The sequence below is a fragment of the Citrobacter sp. Ce104 genome (assembly GCF_030334595.1).
In the GTDB taxonomy this organism is placed as follows: domain Bacteria; phylum Pseudomonadota; class Gammaproteobacteria; order Enterobacterales; family Enterobacteriaceae; genus Citrobacter; species Citrobacter europaeus.
Window position 1 is genome coordinate 1 of sequence record NZ_JAOWDP010000070.1, and the last position, 23,732, is coordinate 23,732.

Below are 23,732 nucleotides of genomic sequence, written 5' to 3' on the forward strand. Positions count from 1 at the left end.
TCCGTTGCCACCAGAATATACTGCCCCCGGTCACGCGCCGCGTACTCCCACTGCGCTTCCGTTGGCAGGGAAAACGCCAATCCCGTCTCCTTTTTCAGCCAGCGGCAGTAGCTGTCGGCCTCGCGCCATGACACCACCGCCGGACTGTTTTTAAAATGGGTCATATCCGCCAGCGTTTTATTTCGCCATTCTTTATCAAACTGCTGGGCAGGTAACCCCGCCATTTTCAGATAAAAAGCGTAATCCTCATGGGTCACCTTGAAACGACCGATGGAATAGCTGCTCAGCGTCACCTCATGCAGGGGTTTGGTATCTTTTTCCGAAGAGCAGCGCGCCCCCTCGCCATGCGTGTGGGAGCAAAAATCCCCCATCCAGAATGTGCCGCCCGGAATAAAAACCAGATCGCCGGTAATGCGTTGCAGGTATTGCGCTAATTCCGCGTTATCCCGCACCGCCGGTTCCGGTTTATCGCACCCGCTCAGCAACAGCACCAGCGCCAGGCTATATTTATAGATTCGGTTATTTTCCATTAATCGTTATTCTCCCACTTTTGCTGATACTGCGGCTCAACCGGCACAAAATGACACAGTGAGCTATAGAATGGATTATCATCACAATGCAGCTTATATTGCTTACTGCAGTTCGGAGAAAAAGAATAGCCGTAGGTTGGTTTTTCCTTTAAACGCGACACGAGCTCATCGAAATCGCGTAGTTCTAGTTTATCGATGATGTTATCCAACTCGTCATCACTATCAATGCCCGTCTGCAAGAATATCCGGATATTCTTTTGTGCCATTTTAACAACCGCATCCTCATTCCCCGGATACACCGTTCCCGTTGCTGTGATGCGCGTCAACACCTTTTTCCACTCCCGCTTGGTTTGAATACTGGACAAAATAAACAATACCGCTTTTTTTCGTTCATGGTTGGTATCCGGGATGAAGCCATCCCCCTGGTTATTGATATCAATGCGATCGTACGCGCCGTCTAAGGTCAGGATATACAGGGCAGCCCCTTTTGCTTCCGGCGAATAAAGATATACATTGCCAGGGTTGCTATTAATTTCAGACGCAAATTTATTGCGTTTTGCCGACTGGTCTCTTGCCATCATGATATCTGCAAATGTTGATTTAATAAAATCAGTAAAATCTTCCAGAACATTATCAAATTCAGCCTTCGCCTTATCATAATACTCTTGGTATTTTTTCTCCTGGTCCATCAACAAAATATATCCCAAAGCCTTAAATGCTTCTTCCTCAATAATCACCCAGTGCTTATAATCCATACCATAGAGTTGATAGATAACCCATACTGCGAACTCCATAAACAGTTCAGGATTAATCTCACCCTCCACAAGTCCCTTCGCGCCCGGCCCCAAACACAAACTACCATGAATATGGAACCTGAATCTTCCTTTAACAAAGCGAACCCTAAATTCACCGCTGGCTCCAGCGCCTAACTGAACCTCGCCACCAACTTTAAGTGAACCAAAATTCTGAAATGTTCCCAAATGATCGTCTTTCTTTTTATCATTCTCTTGTCTGAGTTGAATTGATTTTGCCATCGTTGCGGAATCAAGCATTAATTCAGGATCAAGACCTAACTTTCTTAACATGGCCGGGATTTCCGCGACCAGTGAAGTGAAGGGCTTCAGCCACTGTAATGTTCCCCCTAAACTAGCGCCGACTTTAGCACCACCAAAGGCTTCAGCTTTTACTTCCAGCCCCTTTTTTGCTTTGACTTTATTACCTTTAACTTTTACACCTTCTTTTCGTTCTGCAAATGTCGAACTTTTGGTGCGATTACCCATTAATAACTGTTTATTATTATGAGTCACAAACTGGAGGTTAGCTTCTACCTTAGCCGATGCGCCAACATACCCAGTTAACTCTCCGTCGATCTTTGCCCTCAGCACACCAATATTGGCTTCATCCTTGGCATTAATCATAAATTTAAGCGGCCAACCTGTTCGGTCTGGAACATAAATCGTAGAAGTTACTTTCCCGGAAAAAACCGTGAGTTCGGCCTGAGCCTCACCTTTTATTTGTGCTTGGCCAGTATCAGGGTTCCAGCTATTAAAAGTGGAAGCATTCGCTGTCAGGCGCATAAATTGAGCACCTGCGGAAACATCAATATACTCCCCTGTTTTGTTATAGGTTTTATCATTCCACACAGAAGCCCATTCAGTTAATGTATCTTCATACTTGATGTTGGCACTAACAATCATTGTGCGGTCCATCATTTGTTTGATCTTTACCCTGGCCGCTTTCAACTTCTCTGATAAAGATTTTATATCAATACCAATAATATTATTGTCTTTATCTTTGGTGAAGATCTTATCACCACTAAAATCATCCACGGAAATCACTGTGAATTTTTCTTCAAACTTCTTATAATCTTCTTCTTTTATATAGGAATAAAATCGACCAAATGCCTTTTTTTTAACATCTTCAATGGGTATTAGCTCAATTATGGGTTTGTATCCGCTTTCTTCCCTGAATTCGCCTAACTCCTGTTGTAGATTTTTAGTTGCTGTTTGTAGCTCACCTTCGGCCTTTGAAATTTCCTTTTCCAGTTCAGGCAACCGGTCCTTATTGGCAGTATCCTTTAACTGCACACCATATTTTTCAATAGCGTTTGAATATTTTTTCTTTGCAATATGATGTGTGTTTACCAGATTGCTCAGCTTGCTCATTGCGTCCTCAAACGCGCTGGCATCCGCTTCATCAATAAAGATTAATTGTAATTTTTCAATCCTGAAATAACACTGACAAGATTTGACAATCACAATTTTTACATTTGATTCAATCTTCTTCGTTTGATGTTCTGCTACTGGCGTATCTGATTCGCTCATAATCTTTTCCCTGATTATTCAGATGTATAAATTAATGAATTATCACTTCACCGGACTTGGGTGGTTAACGGCGCAGCGTACAGCTTTGTCGTCAGGAGAGTAACGCCTACTGTCCGGGTCCGCCTTATAGCGCACCATCGTCAGCCCGCGCCCCGGTCCCGAGAAGTCCTGGCTGCGCAGCACCCGCGTGTAGTACCCGTCCCGGTCTTTGAATACCGGCTGCTCCGGACCCTGCGGGTCTTTTACCGGCGAATGGCTGTAGTATTCCGGGTCATACCAGTCCTTCATCCATTCCCAGCCGTTTCCGGCCATGTCGTAAATTCCCAATGGATTAGGGGGACGAAAATCCCGGGGAAGCGGGGATAGCCACTTGAGGGTCAGGCCTGCCTTTTTGGCATACTCTTCAGCATCCAGCTCAGTGGCAATATTAATGCCCCTGCGATTTTCTATACGTATCGTGCCATCGTCGGTGGGCGCCACCACATATTTACCCCGGCTACGCGCCGCGTATTCCCACTGCGCTTCCGTCGGCAGCGAGAACGGCAGACCCGTCACTTCCCCAAGCCACGCGCAGTACCGCTCCGCTTCGTGCCAGTCCACGCGGGCTGGCGTATCCGGGATCCGTTTACTATCATTCCAGTCCCTCCCGCTTAAACGCCCCTTAACCTCCCGGCCCTTCAGGCCATTCCAGGCCAGATAAAACTGATACTGCTGGTTGCTGGCTTTGAACTTACTCAGCGAATAGCTGCTTAACTCCACCCGGTGCAAAGGCTTGCTGTCTTTACGCCCGTCGTACTGCAGTCTCTCCACACCATACTCTTCGCCAAAATCCCCCATCAGGTATTCACCGCCTTCCACAAATACCTGCTCTGACTTTATCTGCGCCACAAATTCCTGCAGCCGGGCCTGGTCTTCCGCACTGTGCCGGGGGGGGACTGAGGTGGGGTTTTGATCGCAGCCAGCCATCGCGCTGACTGCCAGGCTCAGGAGTAATAACGGATATTTCATCTTCATGACCATTCCTCAGAATTTGCGCCAGACAGCGGTGAAAATGTTCCCATACGCGGATAAAAAGGGTTATCCGCCGTCGTTAAGCGATACGCAGTGGTATTGTTCATCGTCAGGGCATATCCCCAGGCAGGCGTCGTTCTTAATCTTTTATAGATAAGATCCATTTCATTGACTTTATCGAAGCCTTCCTGGAGAAAACGCCTTACCGCATTCATTGAATTTTGCGCCACCATATATTTTAAGGCAGAGTTACCCTCTGCCATGTCACTCCCACTGGCATTAAATCGGCTAAATATCTGGAACCATTCCCGCTGCGTCTGGATGGATTGTAAAACGACAATAATCGCTTGTTTGCGCTCCTGATAAATATCGATAAAATAATCACCACGATTATCAAAATCAAAATGATCTGCGGTGCCATGGCGGGTAAGCAAGTAAAGTAATATTCCTTTGGCCTCAGGGGTACGCATCAGAAGTAAATCAGGGCTCTTAATAATATTTGCTGCCAGCTGATTTCTTCTTTCCGATTCATCAAAGGCGGATTCAATATCTTCAATTAATGAATCAAATTCATCCTCTATTGACTTGAGCGTTTCACTGCAAGCTGATAACCCATTTTTAATGGACTCTTCCATATCTGAAAGCAGTAAAACACTAACCTGGGTAAAGGCCTCAAAAGCTTTCTGTGCCATTATTTCGAAAAAGGCGTAGTCTAATCCATACAACTGATAAATGAGCCATTTTGAAAATTCATAAAATTTGTCAAAATCCACTTCGGCTTCAAAGCTACCTTTTGCCCCGAGTCCGACACAGAGGCTGGCCGCGATCTTGAAACAAAACTTACCGTTAACAAAATCACACTGAAAAGTACCACCAATTCCGGCGCCGGCCATTCCGACCAGACTTTCAGTAAAGGTACAAAAATCGGCGAACTCGTTAGCTTCTTTGGCATCGTCTCCGGTCTTGCCCTGGCGTACGGTAAGTTCCGGCGGCTGCAACCACTGTACTCCACCTGCGAGCTTTAGTTCTGCGCGCGCGCCGCCAAAAGCCTCTGCGCTCACTTTGGCGCCATCTTCGTTTTCCTCTCTGGCCTTATGGAAGGTTGCACCGCTCACATGCCGTTCGCTAAATCTCGGTAGACGCCCGGCGCTGTTACCCATAATCATTTGCTTACCGCCATAGGTGGTAATCTGCAATTGCGCTTCTGCCTGGGCAGAAGCCCCCACAAAGCCAATCAGTGAGGTTTTCAGATAAACTCTGAGCATTCCCATTTTTAATGGCTCAGTTCGATTTTCAGGCTGAAATGTCAGGCTCCAGCCGACGCGATCCGGAAGATAAAATGTCGTTTCAACAATGCCAGAAGCCAGAGAAAGCGTGGCCTTAAACTCACCTTTGATGGCCAACTCGCCCGTTGATGGATCCCATTCGGCAGAAGCCGCCAAATTAGACGTGCAGCGCATGAACTGCGCACCCGCTGAAAAATCGATAAACTGGCCAATTTCTTTATGCGAAACCAGACTGTTATTCCAGCTTTCTGCCCAGCCCGTTAACGTTTCATCTATTAATTTCTTGTCAATTGGATCAAAAAGGTTTACACCTTTATTTTCGAACTCCAGATCTTTAATCTGCTTTTTTAATTTAGAAACTGATATTCCTGTTATATTACCATTTTCTCTTTTTAGGATACTATCCGCATCCGATTGTTTAAACTTTACTTTATGTCTGACTCCTGCTCCTAAATTATCAACATATCCTTTTTTTGCAAAAACATAGCGTTTCTTAGTGCCAGCGCCACCATTTTTTCGAGAGATAGGGATGAGCTCAACCACATCATCATAACCAGCACCTTCGGATTCAAACTTACCCATTACTTTTTGTAAAGCATCCCTTTTGCCGGTTAAATTAGCTTCTTGATTAGAAATATTAGTTTCTTTGTCTGTAAGTGCAGAACTTTCCTCTATTTTTGAATTTAACACACCAAACTCTTCAACAGCTTTAGAATATTCCTCGTTAGCCTGATGAAATTCATCAACCGCCGTCATTATTTCACTGGCATGCTCATCAATATTTTTCGCTGCTGCCGTCGTTAAGAATAATAACTCCTGACTTTCAGTGCAATAATAGATATCACATGATTCATGTGATATCTGTACGGTATTATTTTCTTTTTTACTTAACTGATTCTCTGCTACGGGTAATGTGGATGTATCGCTCATGATACCAACCTGGTTTTATTCAAAGAACAATTTCATAGTCTGAGGTTCAAGGCCGTAATGAGATTGGGTATATCCATTCTCATCAGTCACACCACGAATAGTTTCACCACTTTCAGTTTCAATACGATATTTTATGTAAGGTTTAGGCTTACCATCCCCTTTGTCAACGATCTGAAAAGAACCATTCATAGGGTATTTATATTGCGGGTCAGAAACACTCATCGGCTTAAGCGCTTTTTCAAGGATGCCTACACCACCCCACTGGATATCAAGACTTTTTAGCTTAAGACTCCCCGGTGCGCCAAGCTCGATGGATCCATCTTTGATTTTTATATACGCCCCGCCAGTGCTGGTGAGCGTAATCCCCTGCTGAGCGTTTAAAACAACTTCGCCATTAACGCTATTAATATTCATTGTTTTATCTGACTGCAATCGCATCGCATCAGTTTGCGCCTGAATATCGATCATTCCTCTGGCAGCAAAAATTTTCATACCCATTTTTTGGGCAAACAGACTAATTGCTTCTCCGGCGGCAACGGTCAGACGTTTAAACAACGTCAGATCTGCATTTTCTCCCGTTGTGACAGTTAAAGAATGGCCCGCGGTGAGCTGTATATTTTTGGGTGTGGCCACACCTATACCAGCAGGGGCATTCAGTAACAAACCCGCTCCTTTTAATTGCGCCAGCATTTTCGTCAGTTCCTGCTGTGAAGCAATATCAGCATCAAGTGAACCGGATACCTTGGCGCTACTCGCTAACGCTGTAACCAGTTCGAGTGCATTTTGCAGCTCAGCAATTGCAGCCCGCATGTCCAACATCTCTCCCTGGGCCTGCGGCTGGTTATAAGCACTAATTAAGACCCCTTTACCACCGCGTACCGCCACCCAGTCGTCCGTGCGTAGCTCAGCCCCTTCTCCCCGCAGCGCACGCCCCGCATCCACGTTATGCCCCAGGTTCAGCTGCGTCTTCCCGCCGTACTCGGTGCTGAGCTTGATGTGCTCCTCGCCCCGTTTATCCTCCATACGCAGCTTGTTGTTCGCCGGCGTGCGGATGACGTTGCGGGTATGGTTTGCCTGTGTCACGTGGTCCGGATGCCGGGAGTCATGCAGCGCATGCGCGATATAGGGCCGGTCCGGGTCCCCTTCATGGAACGCCACCGCCACTTCTGTGCCCTGTATCAGCGGGAAGTGAATACCGTAAGTGTCGCCGCCGTAGGGTTTGGCAAGGCGTACTGGCATACTTTCGTAGCCCTGTTGTTTAGCATCGCGGTCCGCATCAAACTTAACCCAATAAAGCCCGCTCTGATTTAAATGAGCATATTCATCATTCTTTTTCGGGCTTGAAACACGTGCCATTAGCGTACCGCTAATTACTGGTCGCGGTTTGAGTGGAGGTCTCCAACAGCGCGTTTCACTGTAAATGGTCGCCATCAACACCACTTGTAGCGCTTCCTTGCGGCTTGCGCTGAATGAAACCGCCGTAACCAGCAAGCTGTTACGCACACTGACAGGAAGCGTTGGGACAGGTGTGGATTCCGTAATATTCAGGACCTGAGCCGGGCTGAGGCTTACATCGGTTGATAATCCAGAGATTGTCGCTTGTGAGGAGAGATAACGCTCATGTTCCAGACGCGCCCAAAAATTTCCTGTCTCAGGCGCCGGCGAAACCTTATCACCCGTTTCAAGATGGCGTGGGCGATAGTGGTAAACATCCCCATAAGTCACCTCGTCACCTTCACCGTAAGTCATATCGGTTTGTGCAGAAAATAATATTTTCTGAGCCTGGCGATGGTTATAATCCCCGGCAGTAACCGATGCCTGCACCGCAGACTGTTGGAACTGTATATCCCAGACTGAGTCGATGCCATTGTCATTCATTCCGGAGGGACTATTCAGCGGTAATGTTTTGCCAAACTCCCATGCGCTTTGTTTGTCAGCAAAATAGATCACCTCAGTGCCAGCATCAGGCTGAAGCCTAAAGAAGAAGAAAATCCCAACTTCAGAGAGCAGGCGTTCAATAAAAACCAGATCACTCTCCTGATACTGATTAATTTGCTCTCTTTTTGGATATTCCATTACCAAATCAAAATTATATTCCCAGTCTTTTAAACCATGTTCCTGTAAAATTTGAGTAACAACTTCCGGAACTGACATATTAATAAAGAAACGATGTGTACGAAATTGGTTTTTCAGCAACGCGACAAAGGGTTCAATGATTAACTGATAGGTTGCCTGGTCTTTTGAACCACTGATACGATGGAAAGATGTTACAATACCATGTACCATTTTGCGGGCAGTTAACTCACTTAACTTCCCCATTCCCATGGTCAATGTTGTTGATTTTCTAAGTATCGACTCTGCTGCAATGTCTTTATCATGGCTGGAAAAATTTACTACGTATCGATACAATGAACTCATTTCCTCTGTACCATTAAAGCTAATAACATCCAGTACAGATTTGCATGAAGGGATATACAATTGATAACGGTTTAATGTATTTTCATTTATAAATGAAATCCCGCCACCCAGTGATTCAGACATTCCCATATATTTAACCCTTGTTATTTTATAAAGAGCTATTTTTCAGATAATAAAAACTGCGCTCAACGCATTGTTTTTATCAGACTAACCAAATCCGTTTTCTCATTAGTGACAATAGAAAAAGTAAATTGACGATTCTCATTTGATATCCAAAGCTCTTCCCTTCCATTATTACTATAATCATAAAGATGAAAGCCAAGACCTGTTAGATAATTACGAATAATGCCTGCATCACCACCGCGAAAAATAATAAGATTTGTTTCTCGTGTACTCCCATCAGGAGAAATATATTCAAAGTAATAATCATTTGATATCCTTGGAGCCTGCTTGATATCAACATCGGTGTAGAAATAATAGTTAAAAAGATCGCTTTCCCGATATTCTAATTTATCTGGCCAGGGTATTAACAACGGTGACAAGAAAATCAATACAATCGTCACCAGTATTATTTTATAGTAGCTCATTACCATTCACCTCGACATAAATGAATAATAACCGCCATCCCCGGTGATAACTTCTACCCGACCAGAAGTGAAATCACTCCACGGTTGCACCCATGTCATAAACGAAGGTAAGCTTCCCTTATAGGGTTTATGCACAGCACAGTTATCCATGGGTTCTGGAAACAGTAATGGTAAAAATCCTTTATTCTTATAATTGCCTATCGGCCCATAAAAATCCCATCTACTCAGGGCCTGCTCTTTACTGACGAGCCTCAGTCTTGACTGGTAGTCTGAGGGAAGAATTGCCCGATAGAAGCCTAAAAGATCGGAGGTAAGGTCCTCTCCGCTAAAACCACTGTCGGTATACCAACTAAAACACAAATTAGATTGCAAACTTTCAAACAAGCGTGCAGTCGTCATCATCATGGCTAACGCAACGCTGTTTTTCTCACATGCAGATAAACCTTGTTTGATACGCCACTTAACAAACTTTCCTGTACCAAACTGGCGATGATATACAAACATCTTTTGGCTATAAATGACTTTATAATAACCATCACGGCCTGATTCACCTCGTTTTATATCTATCAGTAGGTTTTTAATATCACTTCCCTGTGCATGGCCTATATCTATCCATCCCAATATTTCGCTATAAACAAGCCCTGTTTTACGATCCGATGTCCACTCGGAAGGTTCAATAATATCGTTACGTTTACTCATCATTAAACTCCAGCATCATTCCCTCTTCATCATGCCAACTCAAAGTAAGCTGCTGAGGTTTTTGCTGCCGGGAAAGATACGTTAACAACTGCTGACTAAGCACAGGTAAGATTTGTTGATTGAGCAGACTATCGATATTCCTTGCCCCCGTATCCGGTAGCAGGCAAGCGGCGGTCAGGGCATCAAAAAGGCTCTCGGATATCGTCGTGGTGATGCCGTAGTGACGCAGTAATCGCTGGCTAACCTGATCCAGTTTCATTTGTACAATCGTACGTAGCGCAGATTCACTGAGCGGATGGTAGATAATCGTCTGGAAGCGGGCCAGTAGCGCTGGCTGGAAGTGATCGCGCAAAAGTGGGCGCAGCAGTTCGTGCAACTCAGACTCTGTGGTTTCCGGCTGTTCTTCCAGCATCTGCATTACAGCGTCGCCGCCAAGATTGGAGGTCATCAAAATAACGGTATTGCGAAAATCAATTTCACGGCCTTCGCCGTCACGCATGAAACCACGGTCAAATACCTGGTAAAACAGATTCATGACGTCGCGATGCGCTTTTTCTACTTCATCCAACAGTACTACGCTATAGGGGCGTTTTCGCACCGCCTCGGTCAGGATCCCTCCCTGACCATAACCCACATATCCCGGAGGTGAACCTTTTAGCTGGCTCACGGTGTGCGGCTCCTGATATTCAGACAAATTAATCGTGATCAGCGATTTTTCACCACCAAACAGAATGTCAGCCAGGGCCAGCGCCGTCTCCGTTTTGCCGGTTCCACTTGGTCCAGTAAGCAGGAACACACCCTGCGGGCCGTTTTCCGGCGTCAGTCCTGTTTTTGATGCCCGCAACCGCTGTGCGATCGCATTCAGCGCGTAATTCTGCCCGACAACGCGTTCTCCCATCTGGGTTTCAAGCGTCAGCAAGTCTGCCTGGGAGTCCTTCATTAATGATGACAATGGTACACCGGTCCAGTCGGCAATTACCGTAGCAACGGTGCGCGCGTCTACATCCGGAAACAGCAAAGGATGGCCCTGCTGAAGCATACTTAGCTGCAGTTGCAATTCAACCGTTTCCGCCTGACGAGAAATATCACGGCGGCTGGCCAGCAGTTGCTCAGTGAGCGTTAATTCCTGACCATACTGGGTTTCGCGTTCATCCAGTTCGACAAGCAGACGATTTTCACGCTGTTCAATGGTGGCCAGCCTTTCACCATGCTGACCATTTCCTACCGCGAGGTCTGCAAGCAACGCCTGCTTTTCAATTTCAAGCGCGGTGATCTCCGACTTCAAACGCGTCAGTGGTTCCGGAACAGTATCAAGGCTCATCCGCACTCTTGCACCTGCGGTGTCCAGCAGATCGACGGCTTTGTCGGGTAATTGTCGCCCGGTAAGATAGCGGCGAGAGAGCGTAACAGCAGTTTTAACCGCTTCGTCGGTGATGTGAACGCCATGGTGTTCTGCATAGCGTGATTTCAGACCACGCAGCATTAAGCAAGCAGTGTCATCATCCGGCTCATCCACTTTAACCATCTGAAAGCGCCGCTCCAGCGCAGCATCGCGCTCAAAATACTGTTTATATTCACTCCATGTGGTCGCCGCGATGGTTCGTAATTCACCTCTGGCCAGAGCGGGTTTTAGCAGATTAGCTGCGTCAGCGCCTCCCGCCTGATTACCGGCCCCAATAATGGTGTGTGCTTCATCGATAAAGAGCAGAACAGGCGTTGGCGATTGCTGAACGGCATCAATGATATTTTTTAACCGCTGCTCAAACTCACCTTTCACCCCGGCACCTGCTTGTAACAGCCCAAGATCCAACGTGCGTAATGTTACTGATTTCAGGCTATCCGGCACGTTACCTTCAGCAATACGCAGCGCCAGACCTTCCACCAGAGCGGTTTTGCCGACACCGGGTTCCCCGACCAGAATGGGATTATTTTTTCGCCGACGGGACAACACATCCACCATTTGCCGGATTTCATTATCGCGACCAAATACCGGGTCGATATCGCCGGCACGCGCTTTCGCGGTCACGTCCAGCGTAAATTTATCGAGAACGCCTTGTAATGCTGGCGATAACGTCGATTCAGCCAGGCCAGGACGTGGTTCATCATCAGGAGAAACCTGTGCCAGAGCGGCTTCTTGCTGTCTCTCAGGACGTTCATCCGACTGGACATTTAATAGCGGCAGGAGGCGTTCCAGTTGAGTATGTCCGGCGCTCAGAAGAGGCCACAGGCCATCACACTTCAGTAGCGAAGGCTTTCCCACCAGGGCCATCAGTAGATGCACACCACGTATCTGCGAATTTTCATCCGTTGCGGCACACAGCCACGCTTGTTGCATTAAAGAAAGGAGCGCATCAGACAACTGCGGGCGGCTTTTCACGGAACGAGGCTGAACATCCAGATGCGTCAGCAGCGATTGCCAGAGATTGTCGATATCCCATTCATAACGACGAGCAATGACAGTCATATCGCCCTCCCCCTGCTCCAACAGCTTCAGTAACCAGTGTTCGGGAGTGATTTCTGCATGCGCGCGCGTCTGACATAACGATGCCGCCGCTTCGAGCGCCTGGGCGCAATAGGGGTTGAGACGTCGTAATAACACTGCTGACTGGTGTTCCATTTGCTTCCTGGCTCCCTGTATTCAGGCACGCTACCGCCCGTGGCCGTAATCCAATGCCCATAAGGTAATAGTGATGTTGATACTCTCTGCTAAACCCCCGCCCCGGACGCTTAGCAGAGGGCATAAAAAAAACGGATGAGGAAATCCTCATCCGTTAGTGCATTACGCGGTGGTACGCTCGTTCCAGGCGTCAGAATGGATAATGTTGCCATCCTTATACGTCCAGACGATCTTCTCGTAGCGCAGTTCAATCTGTTCCAGGTGGTTATGCTTCTCTTTAGCGGGATCTTTGATGTCGTACATCACAGGGTTTACTTTCACCACTTTCACGTTGTGCAGAGTGGTGTTGAAGTATTCCACTTCCTGACCCGCATCATTGATGCGATACCATTTAAACTCGGCCTGGCGCAGGGTCTGACCGGTAGTTACAGCCTTGTACAGATACGGGCTGGAGGCATCGATTTCCTTAGTGAAAAGGAACGGGGTATGAATGCGCGTCCCGGTCAACTTACCGGTATTGTTATCGGTAGGGATGTACAGGTTATGTTCCTGAGCTACTACTTCGATACTGCCCACACGATCTTTTACATCAACAGAGCCTTTAATATCCGCGCCGCCGTCATCTTTCAGCCAAAGGTAGACTGGAATTGCCATAACTCTTTCTCCATTTTTACTTCGCTAATGCGTCACCGCTTTGCGGTGACGGTTCCTTCATGCCCGGCACCCGACAGGCATCAGCCTGCGGTACCAGACTGATCTCTACACGGCGGTTGGCAGCCCGACCCTCCGGCGTATCGTTGTTTTTGTAGGGACGTAATTCGCCGTAACCCTGAACGGCAAAACAACTCTCCGCGACGTCACCGGTATCACGCATCCAGTCGCGAACAGATTCCGCGCGTTTGAGAGAGAGCTGCTGATTAGATTTATCGTCACCCACATCATCGGTATGTCCGGCGATGACTATCAGCCAACCGGGCTTGGCTTTGATATTGACCAAAGCCCCAATGAGTACTTTTGTTGAGCCTGCTTTTAACGCCCATTTGCCCGTATCAAACAGCGACATACTGTCCAGGCGTACGGTTTGCGGAGAGGTCACTTTCGGTTTTTCAGGTGGCAGCCAGTCGCTGATGGCGGCCAGCAAAGGTGGGATCAATCTCATCCCCTGATACAATCCCATTGATAGAGAAAGGGGTTCACCGCGCTGATACCAGCGATCGAGACGCTGCGCATCACGACGAAGCTGATCCTGTGCCTGAACCTTTGGCTCAACAGGATTACCGGTAAGATGGCGGTATAACGTCAGATGATCGTTTGTGATCCTGATGAGATGTTGGTTATTGATAAAGCTGCACGTCATCGCCAGTCCGACAAAAATACCGCATAGCAGACCACTTACGCCCACCGTACGTTGAAATGCTGTCAGCGCCCGACGGCGAGATAAAAAAGGCAGCGCTAAATCAGGAAAAGGCAGCAGCTCGGACACTGCTGACGTCGCAGGGGAAAGTGTTGTTTGCGCAGTGATATGCCGTTGCCACAGATTATTTTCGCAGACCGCTAATGAGGTGAAACATACCACCCGTAAAGCAGAAAAAAGAGGTGGAGCGTGGCGATCCGTATCACCTTGCACCTTCTTCAGCCAGCCGAGTAAATTATCTAACCACATTGCATGTGTAAGATGAGAATGGCGAGCCGGGCGCTCTTGCGAAGAGAAAGGAACAAAATCGTCTAATCCCGTAGCCGACTGCACTTCTGCATCCTGGGGCGTTCGAATAAACCAACGTACAGCCTCATTGCATTGAGGCGAATTCAACCAACAGCACAGCCAAAACGGCGGTATACCTGATAACCAACGCCGACTCTGGGTCACCACACGCCGCCAACTGAGCAGCATGTGCTTAAGCGCGTCTTCATCATTATGCCGTTCCGGGATCAATGCCAGCATCACGGAAACGCGCATAAGAAGCCCCGGACGCTGCACAGCTATCTGACGAACCAGAGCAATATAATGCTCCGGGGACTGGACAGATAAATACCAGCCCTGCGAACTCTCGCAAGAATCGCCGCGTCCGGCAAACAAAGGGGCATTATCTCCACACACCAGCACAACAGGCCCACTGAAACTCTCCGGAGGGAGCGGAACTTCATGAGCCGAATGAGCAGACTTCAACCGACCATATTGACGCCAGCCATAAACGATCCCCGGAATGGAAAACAGTATAATAAAGACGGTAAGGCCGCCCCGGACACCCGCACTTAACGGACTGAATCCCCAGACAAGCAACAAAGCCAGGACGGTTGCCAGCACATAGTTAACGATCCCTCGCAACTGAGCCATGTCTTAACCCTGCCCAATAAGCTGAGCAATCTGCCCTTGTAAGACATGAGAAAATGTTAACCAAAAAGCACCCAGCGCCACCGCGCCGACAATCCATGCCAGCCACCAGCGGCGCTTACCGCCAGAAAAGCCGGAAGCCCGCATAATTACCGGCGCATCGTGCTTTAATTTAAAAGGCATCGCCTGAGTCGCCAGCGCTTCAAGAACATCTTCACGACGTTCGTCACCTTGCTCACGATAGCGCCCCACAAAACCGAGCGTGATTGCGCGATAAAAGCAGGTTAATACGGCGGTATCAGGAACGGGCTCGCGCAGAACGGTACGGATGCGCTCCCAGAGTTCTTCCCCGGCATTGGTGGTGTTGAAAAAGCGGGCCTGTAAAGGTGTCGCAAGCCAGGTAATATAACCGCTATCCTGCCGGTTGCGGTTCAACACGCTTTCATCCAGTAACGCACATTGCGTATAGAGCATGTGTTCAACGCTGTGTTCGCTGTACCCCATGTCACGCAATGTCTCACGCGCAGAATCAACCCATTGGCAGGCCCGGCGATAGAAAGCCGCCCCATCGCCGACTTCCGATCCGCCGCGTAACTGGCTGACAGCAAGCCAGGTTGGCCAGAATACCTGATCAATATCCTTATACATTTCAATCCCTTAATACAGCGAATAACTCAAGTTGAATCTCTCCCAGTGTTCCCGGCACATAGAAAGCGCAATTACCGGCGTCCAGCATGGCCTGGGCTGCTGGATGATTAATCTCAAGAGCAAAGTATTGATTTTCCAGTCGTAACGGGATGGCTGCAGGTACATGCGTCAGCGGTTTTAATGGAATACCGCTAAGTGCCACATTGACGACATCAGATACATCTGCCCGGCTCCCTGCTTTACAGAGCTGTGGAAATTGCGTTAGGAGGACATGCGCAGGAAGATCCGAACGAACGGAAAGGTAAAAATCAGCGCCTTCACGCAGTCGAGCATCCGACAATGCGCCATACCAGAACTGTCTCTCCTGCGTCAGTTCAATAGCGACAACGCGAGATGGCAGGCTGGCCTCCAGCAGTTCCACCAGGAGTGCAAACAGGGGTGGGAATACCTGCTGCAGATTGGCGTGCTGGTATGGAGGCACAACGCTGACATCATTTTCTAATGAAAAGGTCAGCAGACTGCCCGCTAACCGCGCTAGCTCACGCCACAAAAGTTCGGGATGACGGCCTGGGTTTTGCAGCATTTCTTTCAGAACGGGCTCTGAGCTATTAAGCGCATTCAGCAACCAAAACAACGAAACATCTGCTACCGCAAAATCCGCCATTCGTTCGTTACTTTCGCGGCGCAAGGCCATCAGGCGTCGACAACGAGCCTGGATACGATGCACCAAATCACTGAGCGAATTGATTAATGAGGGGCTGGCTGAGAGTGAAAGCGATGGGGGTAAAAAATCGCGTCCCAGCTCCCATTGCCCCTGAGCATTACGAATAAGGCAAGCTACCGGGCAAGTCAGGTAAGTGCTGTTATCGTCATGGGCATAGCGGAGGGTGATAGCATGCCGCAGCACTGCCATATCAGTCCGTTCCTGACCTGCGAGATCCTGTACTGGCAGCCACTCCTGCTGCCAGCGACACGGACGGCTAACGCCGTTGCCTGATGAAAGATTGCCGCCATTAGCCGAAAGCAGCGGCAACGCGAGGACGATATCAACGCTGCTGTAACCAGTAAGATGCGATAAATCACACGCCGGAGGCAGGTTATCTGAAATACCTGTATCCACTAACGTACCGTCAGGAAAGCGCACAACCAGATTAACGGGATTCAAACGAGAAACCGTTAGCGCACTTTCATCAAACTCCGCGCTGATGACGCCCCACGGTGATGAAAGCGACATGTGAGCAACAACGTCAGCTACATAGGCATCCCAACGTGTCTGTTGCTGAAACTGCTGGGGAGCCAGAAAGGCCCCCTCGCTCCATAACGGACGATAGATCTTCATCGCACCTCCTGTGCGCTGCGTCGTTAAGATTTCGACTTAGGCATTTGTGAAACTAACGACAAGCTGACGTCCATACCTTCAACCTGGAAATGCGGAATGGCATACAGGCGCACACGGAAGAAACCTGGGTTATCCTCAATATCCTCCACCACGACACGCCCATCACGCAGCGGGTGTGATGCCTGCAAGTCATCGCCAGGATCGGTCATTTCGGTTACCAGACTGCGCAGCCAGTTATTAAGTTCAAGCTCAAGCAGGCGGCGATCTTTGGTCGTTCCAATATTTTCTCGCTGCAGTATTTTCAGGTAATGAGCGATACGAGAAAGCAAGAAGATATACGGCAAACGAGAGTTAATCCGACTGTTAGCCGTCGCTTCCGGAGTATCAAACTGAGCAGGTTTTTGAGCCGAGTTAGCAGAGAAGAAACAGGCGTAATCACGATTCTTATAATAAGAAAGCGGAATAAAACCGAGGTTGGCAAATTCAAACTCCCGGGTTTCCGGAATCATCACCTCAGACGGGATCTTCACCTGATTACCGGTACCCAGATCGTACAAATGGATAGGCAAATCTTTCACCGCGCCGCCTGCCTGTGGCCCACGGATCTGGACGCACCAGCCATTCTTGATAAAACTTTTCACCATATTCACAGCGAAAGAGAAAGAGGCGCTGGTCCATAGATACTTTTCGTGATCCGGACCCTTAACTTCTTCAACATAGTTAAAACTGCGTACCGGCACGGTATCAGGGCCATACGGTAAACGACCCAGGACACGCGGCATAGTTAGCCCGATATAGCGTGAATCGTCGCTATCACGAAATGCTTTCCACTTGATGTATTCAGCACGTTCGAAATAATCATTGATATCTTTTATAGCTGCGACTTCTTCCATATTTTCTTTCAAGAAGAATTTCGGCCCAACGGAACCAATGAACGGCATATGACAGGCCGCCGACACGCCAGAAATATTGCGCAGCAGTGCAATATCCTGCGGACTGTTATCAAATTCGTACGCTGAAATCATTGCCGCAATGGGTTCGCCGCCAGGCTGATCGTATTCTTCAATATAAACATGGCGGTATAACCCGCTCTGGATAAGCTCCGGCGCATCGTCAAAGTCATCACGCAGCGCATCCTTGCTGATATCCATCATTTCTACACGGACATTTCGGCGAAAATCAATGCCGGTGATCATCGAATGCAAACCACGCCAGAGCGATTCTTGCTTCTGAAATTCAGCATGGTGCATAACTTCATTGACCTGATCGCTAATCTGCTTATCAAGACGAGCAATTTGCTCATCGAGCAGCGTTTTATCCAGGCGCTCTACGGGCTGCGCAGCATCCGCCAGACATGAAACCAGAACCTGAATAGCAGCAGTCACGCGTTCAGCGGGAGCGGCGTCAGAAAGCGCTTCATCACTCTGCCAAGCATCAACATTTTTTAATGTCGAAACCGGGGAAAGATTAATTTTGTCAAAGAGGGATTGATAAACGCTGCGTTCACTGGTCGTGGTGGTCGCGACTGAAGAGGTATGTTCCTGAACAGACATCAACATATTCCTTTTATGATCCTTTACTATTCCTGCCAATTGAGCGGAGGAAACCCTGTATAGCGTTAAATCTCTTCTGGCATCATGGTTGCCAGTTCATCACGCAGTTCCTGACTCAGGGCTGGATCTTTAAGGATAATTTCCAGCTCGCGACGAAAAGCAGCGTTATCAAGTAAGTTTGATTTCAGGTCACGAAGTAGGTTACGCATAGCCAACAGAACGCGTAATTGGGGGATATTTCGTGCGACCTGCTCGGGTTCAAAATCGCGGATATTTTTAAAGGTAAGGTTAATATCGTCCTTTCTGTCATCACCAGCCAACGTATTTTTAACACTCAGATTAACCACTGGTGAGAACTTAGCTAACACATCATTGAAATTATTCTTATTAATATCAACCTTTTCACGTTCAGATAGTGGTCGTTGTTCTCTACCATTACTGAAATCACCTACGGTCAAAAGTTTTAACGGCAATTCAACCTTTTTTTGAACGCCTCCGGTATGTAAATCTAACTTGATATTAACGCGTGCCGTCGGCACTTCATTCTGAAAACTGTCACCCATACGTCCCTCTCAGACCGGCGATTCCAGCCGATATTTTGCGTTTCCTAACGGAGCATTTTCCAATCGCTCAACGTGTTTCTTACAACGTCATTTCTGTGAGCCGTCAACAATGAATGTTAATGACGATTAATGATTATAATTAGTATGCCGACGTAATCCGATATATTCCCGGAGAGAAAATATGATCAATATCACTAATACACCAAATAATACATTAGCATTACTTATTTAAAAATAAAATCAAGAAATCATTTATCTAATACAAGCGACAGGAATTAATTAACCTTAAATACATTCATCAAATAAATACCTTTAAATTAAAATACATAATTGCAAAATATATTTACAGCCATATGCATAAACAATATTGATTATTAATTTATAATTACAGCCAATTTAACTATAAATAATAAAAGCCGGAGATATACTCCGGCTTTTTACAATTTAATTGAGAATACGCAAAAAGATTACTCTTCCTTCACCACAATCAGCGGTTCGATATCGCTCTCTTTTTTAATCACCAGCGACTCGTCGCCGCGCAGGCAGGTACCGCCGTAGTTACCGCCTACGGTGAAGGTACAAACCTGAATATATTTCCCGGCAACCTTTGGCAGACACCAAAGCTGCTGATAAATGTTCTTCTGCTCGGCAAACTTACCGCTGGTTTTATCCAGGAGCTCTTCCTGGTGGCTCACCAGATCGATGTTGCTGCCACAACGTCCTGCAATAGGTTTCACCGCATAACCGGTTTTCGCCAGCTCTTCATTAACAGTGAAATCCGTATCAAGCAGATAGCGGTGATGTGGGAACAGTTGCCACAGAATAGGCAGAATCGCTTTATTGCCAGGGATCACCGTCCACAGAGGTTCGAAGACCAACACTTCCGGGCGCAACAGCACGTCGATTAAACGCACTTCCTGATTCGTATGCCCGGTACGAATTGGCACCGCGGCGTACTCCGTTTCGCTGACCTCTCGCACCTGTTCAATCGCGGTTTCCCATGCCCAGGTTTTCCAGACGCAGTTCACCAGGCGACCGTCACCGTCAATCAACTGACCGGCGTCATCCCAACGTAGCTCATCGAGGCCACGCAGAATTTTGCTGTCAAACCCGGCCTGACGCAGCGCCTGCTGCATAAACTGCGCGTGATAGTTTTCCTCGATATCCTTATCCTGCATGATGTGGACAAAAGGTCGCGCGCGGCTGTGCTTCCAGGCCCCCGCCAGTTCGTTGATCAATCCTTCTGCCGGGTTGTGTCCCTGCCCTGTGTAGCCTCGCTCGGCCCATCTTTCGAGGATCAAACCGGCTTCAGTATGGCACGATGCGGAATCGGCGTTGTACTCATACACCTTCAGTCCGCGTTCATCCATACAGAAATCCATACGCCCCGTAATCATATGATGCCGACGACGCTGCCAGGAAAGGCGCAGGCGCGGCCAAAGGATTTTCGGGATGTCGAACAGCGCCAGCAGGTTATCGTCTTTCAGCACCTTGTCGGTCGCGTGCAGATACATCAGATGCAGTTCGTTGGTGGCTTTGATCAGTTCTTGTTCGGCACTCTCGGTAATAGTGAAGTACTGATGCGGATCCTGATTAATAACGTGGCCGTTCGCCAGCACGTAGGCTTTTTGCAGCGGATCCTGTTCATCCAGCCATTTACCGTCAAACTGCCCGTTATCTTCCAGTCGCGCGCCGCCAATTTTCAGCGAGTCATTGGCGATCTCCGGCTGCGGCAAACTGTCTCGGGTATCATCGGTCTGGATCATCCAACCAAGAATGGTGGTGTCGTCAAAGGTATCACGCAGGGTGTAACACCCGTTTTCAACCACCATCTCCAGTTCGCGGGTCCACTGCTGTCCGGGAGGAAGCGGCGTATGGAGCACGTTCTGTTCGGCAATACGAATTTTGTTTTGCAGCAACTGGGTGACGACCGCCACATGCCCGGTATCTTTAAATTCACCGCCTTTTTGCCAGATAAGCAGAGCGCCTGCTACCGGCGCGCGGGGCGAACCATTCGGAAATGCCTGTAACGGCAGGATATTGTCATTCACCACTTCGCGCAGGAAGCGTAAGGAGAAGATCTCCCAGGCCATGCCCACATCGGTGAAGACCACGCCATAGTTAAGGAAGAGAAAACGGCGTGCGAACTCTACGCACTGCCATTTGTGGCCCATGTATTCATCGTCGATATAGCTGCGAAATGCCGCATCATCGTCGTAGTCCCGTGGGTCGAGGGAGCTGTAATCTGAAGAGTAGATTGCTACGCCGCCTGGGGCGTAGCCCAATAATGTCCCGAATGGGGCATCCTGACTGGTCGTTCCTTTGCTCATGCACCTTACCTCAAAACAATACAGCCTGAGCAGGTTGGCGTGAATTTTTCGCTCTGATTACCTGCTCTGCGACACTAACCGGACAGAGGTCGATATCATCATACACCTCAACGCAGCGACTGGCGCTCAGAGGCGAAAAATTCACAACAGGAACTACGCTTTTGTCAGGGTGACCGGTACGCTTTTATACGCCGGAGTCAAACTTTGTGTGTCTACCGCTTCCAGCGAAAGCAGGACATTCGCTTCAGGCAGATAAGCGCCTATTGAGCCCGCCGCCATGTTGTAAATCACTACTGTTAAGCCGTACATGATGCGATCCGCGCAGGGCTGGCCGTTGTCGTCCAGCGCCTGAATATTGACCACATCGCCCTGGTCCAGGCCACGGCTCGCCGCCTCTTCGGCGCTTAAAAACACCACATCCCGACGACCGGCAATGCCACGATAGCGGTCGTTCATACCATAAATAGTGGTGTTGTACTGATCGTGACTACGCAGCGTTGCCAGTACCAGCGCATCAGCAGGCTGATGTTCCCGCTCAACCGCCCGTTGATGGCTGACGATAAAGTTGGCTTTGCCATTCTCCGTTCGCCATTCACGGCGCGAAGCAGGCGTATCCATGCGAAATCCACCCGGCTCGGCAATACGTGCGTTGTAGTCGTGGAACGCCGGGATCACGGCTTCAATGGCGTCACGGATCAACGTGTAATCTCCGGTTAACGCTTCCCAGTTTACCGGCGAAAGCGGCAGCGTGGCACGAGCCATACCCGCCACAATCGCGGGTTCCGATTTTAGCCAGCGGGAAGCCGGCTTCAGCGCGCCACAGGAAGCGTGAACCATCGACATAGAATCTTCGACGGTCACCGACTGGATCCCCGTTGCCTGCATGTCGCGCTCCGTTCGGCCTAATGCAGGTAGCAGGTAGTTATGCTTTGCCAGCAGCAGATGCGACCTGTTCAGTTTGGTCGCCACATGGACCTGCAGATCCAGATTTTTCATCGCCGCAAAGGTACGCTGCGGTTGCGGCATCGCCACCGCCAAATTGCCGCCCATGCAGATAAGCGCTTTTGCGTCTCCCCGCTCGATGGCGCGAATACTCTCCACGCTGGAGCGGCCATGTTTGCGCGGAACGCGGATAGAAAAATGCGTCTCAAGGCGTTGCAGGAAATCTTCGGACGCCGCTTCGTTGATCCCCACGGAACGATCGCCCTGCACGTTAGAGTGACCGCGCAACGGGCAGATCCCCGCGCCCGGCTTACCCATATTGCCTTTCAGCAGCAGCAGGTTTACCAGTTGCTGGACGTTCTCAGTGCCGTTTTTATGCTGGGTGATGCCCAGTCCATAACAAACGATAGTGGCACTGGATTTACTGTAGCTGTGCGCCAGGTCTTCCATCTGGCTACGCGTCAGACCCGAGTCCTGCTCCAGCTCCGCCCAGTTATGCTGACGTAAGTCGTCATACAGCGCTGCATATCCCGCGGTATGCTCTTCGATAAACGCATGATCGAGCGTCGGCTGCTGATCCAGTAAGATCCGCGCTTCGTCCATTTCGATCAGCGCTTTCATGATGCCTTTGAGCAGCGAAGCGTCACCGCCCATTTTTACCTGGTAGTAGTCGTTGCTTAGCTCCGTTGCCTGACCGGTGAACATCTCTTTCGGACTTTGCGGGAAGCTAAAGCGCTCAAGTCCCCGCTCGGCCAGGGGATTGATGGAGATAATTTTAGCGCCACGCCTGGCAACGTCGCGTAAGGTGGTCAGCATGCGTGGATGGTTAGTGCCGGGGTTATGCCCGATACAAATCACCAAATCGCAGTGGTCAAAATCCTCCAGTTCAACGGTCCCTTTCCCAAGGCCAATGGCAGGAGTTAGCCCTGCGCTGGTCGGTCCGTGGCACATGTTTGAGCAATCAGGGAAGTTGCTGCTGCCATATTCGCGGGCAAACAGCTGATACAAGAACGCCGCTTCATTTGATGTTCTGCCGGAGGTGTAAAACTCAACCTGTTGTGCTGAATCATAGCTGCGCAGACGCTCGCCGATCTCCTGGAAGGCGATATCCCAATCCACCGCCTGCCAGGTGTCTGTTGAGGCATCGTATTTCATTGGATGCGTCAAACGACCGATATTTTCCAGTTCATAATCGCTGTAGTGCCAGAGTGTAGAAACCGGATGACGGCTGAAAAATTCCGGTGATGCTTTCTTGCTGGTTGTCTCCCAGGAGACCGCCTTAACGCCATTTTCGCACAACTCCATTGGCGCACGGTGTCCTGGGTCCGGCCACGCACAGCCCGGACAATCGAACCCTTTCACCTGGTTCATTTTGAACATCGCGATAATGTCACGGGCGACAGCCTTTTGCGAAAACACCGAAGCAGTGACGGCTTTTACCGCGCCCCACCCACCCGCCGGGCCCTGATAACCGCTTACTCCTGGAACACCATTTTTCATTATTACTGCTTATTCACCGCCAATTTTTGATGGTGAATACGGTAGCAATTTCCGTCCAACATTGATTTCCTCTTCATGGAGTACGGACCGGGTACAATGAACGGGTTAGATTTATCTTCCCCT

The 23,732-nt window shown here is 48.8% G+C and carries 16 protein-coding genes; all 16 read right to left on the reverse strand.

Annotated elements, in window-relative coordinates; genetic code table 11:
- Window positions 1-530, reverse strand: a 530-nt coding sequence (locus tag OGW16_RS25785) for a formylglycine-generating enzyme family protein (protein WP_286519297.1), incomplete at its 3' end; no start/stop codon positions are given.
- A complete protein-coding gene (locus OGW16_RS25790; protein WP_100194838.1) occupies window positions 530-2,854 on the reverse strand; it encodes a hypothetical protein in 2,325 nt (774 codons plus the stop codon). The genes OGW16_RS25785 and OGW16_RS25790, both read right to left, overlap by 1 nt.
- A gap of 42 nt (window positions 2,855-2,896) precedes the next feature.
- The gene (locus tag OGW16_RS25795; protein ID WP_286519299.1) at window positions 2,897-3,868 is read right to left on the reverse strand and encodes a formylglycine-generating enzyme family protein; all 972 of its coding nucleotides are present in this window, start codon (window positions 3,866-3,868) and stop codon (window positions 2,897-2,899) included.
- Entirely contained in the window at window positions 3,865-6,081 is a 2,217-nt protein-coding gene (locus tag OGW16_RS25800; RefSeq protein WP_286519300.1) for an ATPase, read from the reverse strand. Before OGW16_RS25800 ends, OGW16_RS25795 begins: the two co-directional genes overlap by 4 nt.
- A 15-nt stretch (window positions 6,082-6,096) precedes the next feature.
- Entirely contained in the window at window positions 6,097-8,628 is a 2,532-nt protein-coding gene (locus OGW16_RS25805; RefSeq protein WP_286519303.1) for a type VI secretion system Vgr family protein, read from the reverse strand.
- A 56-nt stretch (window positions 8,629-8,684) separates the two neighbouring features.
- Window positions 8,685-9,086, reverse strand: a complete 402-nt coding sequence (locus OGW16_RS25810; protein ID WP_286519305.1) for a hypothetical protein — start codon at window positions 9,084-9,086, stop codon at window positions 8,685-8,687.
- Window positions 9,087-9,092: 6 nt separating this feature from the next.
- A complete protein-coding gene (locus tag OGW16_RS25815) occupies window positions 9,093-9,785 on the reverse strand; it encodes a hypothetical protein (RefSeq protein WP_286519349.1) in 693 nt (230 codons plus the stop codon).
- Entirely contained in the window at window positions 9,778-12,402 is a 2,625-nt protein-coding gene (tssH, locus tag OGW16_RS25820) for a type VI secretion system ATPase TssH (RefSeq protein WP_286519306.1), read from the reverse strand. Before tssH ends, OGW16_RS25815 begins: the two co-directional genes overlap by 8 nt.
- A 162-nt stretch (window positions 12,403-12,564) precedes the next feature.
- Window positions 12,565-13,056, reverse strand: a complete 492-nt coding sequence (gene tssD, locus OGW16_RS25825) for a type VI secretion system tube protein TssD (RefSeq protein WP_003024437.1) — start codon at window positions 13,054-13,056, stop codon at window positions 12,565-12,567.
- A 16-nt stretch (window positions 13,057-13,072) separates the two neighbouring features.
- Window positions 13,073-14,737: an OmpA family protein gene (locus tag OGW16_RS25830; RefSeq protein ID WP_286519308.1), complete on the reverse strand. Its 1,665-nt coding sequence runs from the start codon at window positions 14,735-14,737 to the stop codon at window positions 13,073-13,075.
- A gap of 3 nt (window positions 14,738-14,740) precedes the next feature.
- A complete protein-coding gene (tssL, locus tag OGW16_RS25835) occupies window positions 14,741-15,382 on the reverse strand; it encodes a type VI secretion system protein TssL, short form (RefSeq protein ID WP_286519311.1) in 642 nt (213 codons plus the stop codon).
- Between the two features lies 1 nt (window position 15,383).
- On the reverse strand, window positions 15,384-16,721 hold the full coding sequence (gene tssK / locus OGW16_RS25840; RefSeq protein ID WP_286519312.1) for a type VI secretion system baseplate subunit TssK: 1,338 nt from the start codon (window positions 16,719-16,721) through the stop codon (window positions 15,384-15,386).
- Between the two features lie 23 nt (window positions 16,722-16,744).
- Window positions 16,745-18,274: a type VI secretion system contractile sheath large subunit gene (gene tssC / locus OGW16_RS25845; RefSeq protein WP_043017608.1), complete on the reverse strand. Its 1,530-nt coding sequence runs from the start codon at window positions 18,272-18,274 to the stop codon at window positions 16,745-16,747.
- Window positions 18,275-18,339: 65 nt separating this feature from the next.
- A complete protein-coding gene (tssB, locus tag OGW16_RS25850) occupies window positions 18,340-18,837 on the reverse strand; it encodes a type VI secretion system contractile sheath small subunit (RefSeq protein ID WP_043017609.1) in 498 nt (165 codons plus the stop codon).
- Window positions 18,838-19,304: 467 nt separating this feature from the next.
- Complete coding sequence (gene gss / locus OGW16_RS25855) at window positions 19,305-21,167, reverse strand: bifunctional glutathionylspermidine amidase/synthase (RefSeq protein ID WP_075146363.1); 1,863 nt, start codon at window positions 21,165-21,167, stop codon at window positions 19,305-19,307.
- Between the two features lie 153 nt (window positions 21,168-21,320).
- Window positions 21,321-23,609: an FdhF/YdeP family oxidoreductase gene (locus tag OGW16_RS25860; protein ID WP_286519315.1), complete on the reverse strand. Its 2,289-nt coding sequence runs from the start codon at window positions 23,607-23,609 to the stop codon at window positions 21,321-21,323.
- Window positions 23,610-23,732 lie beyond the last annotated feature (123 nt).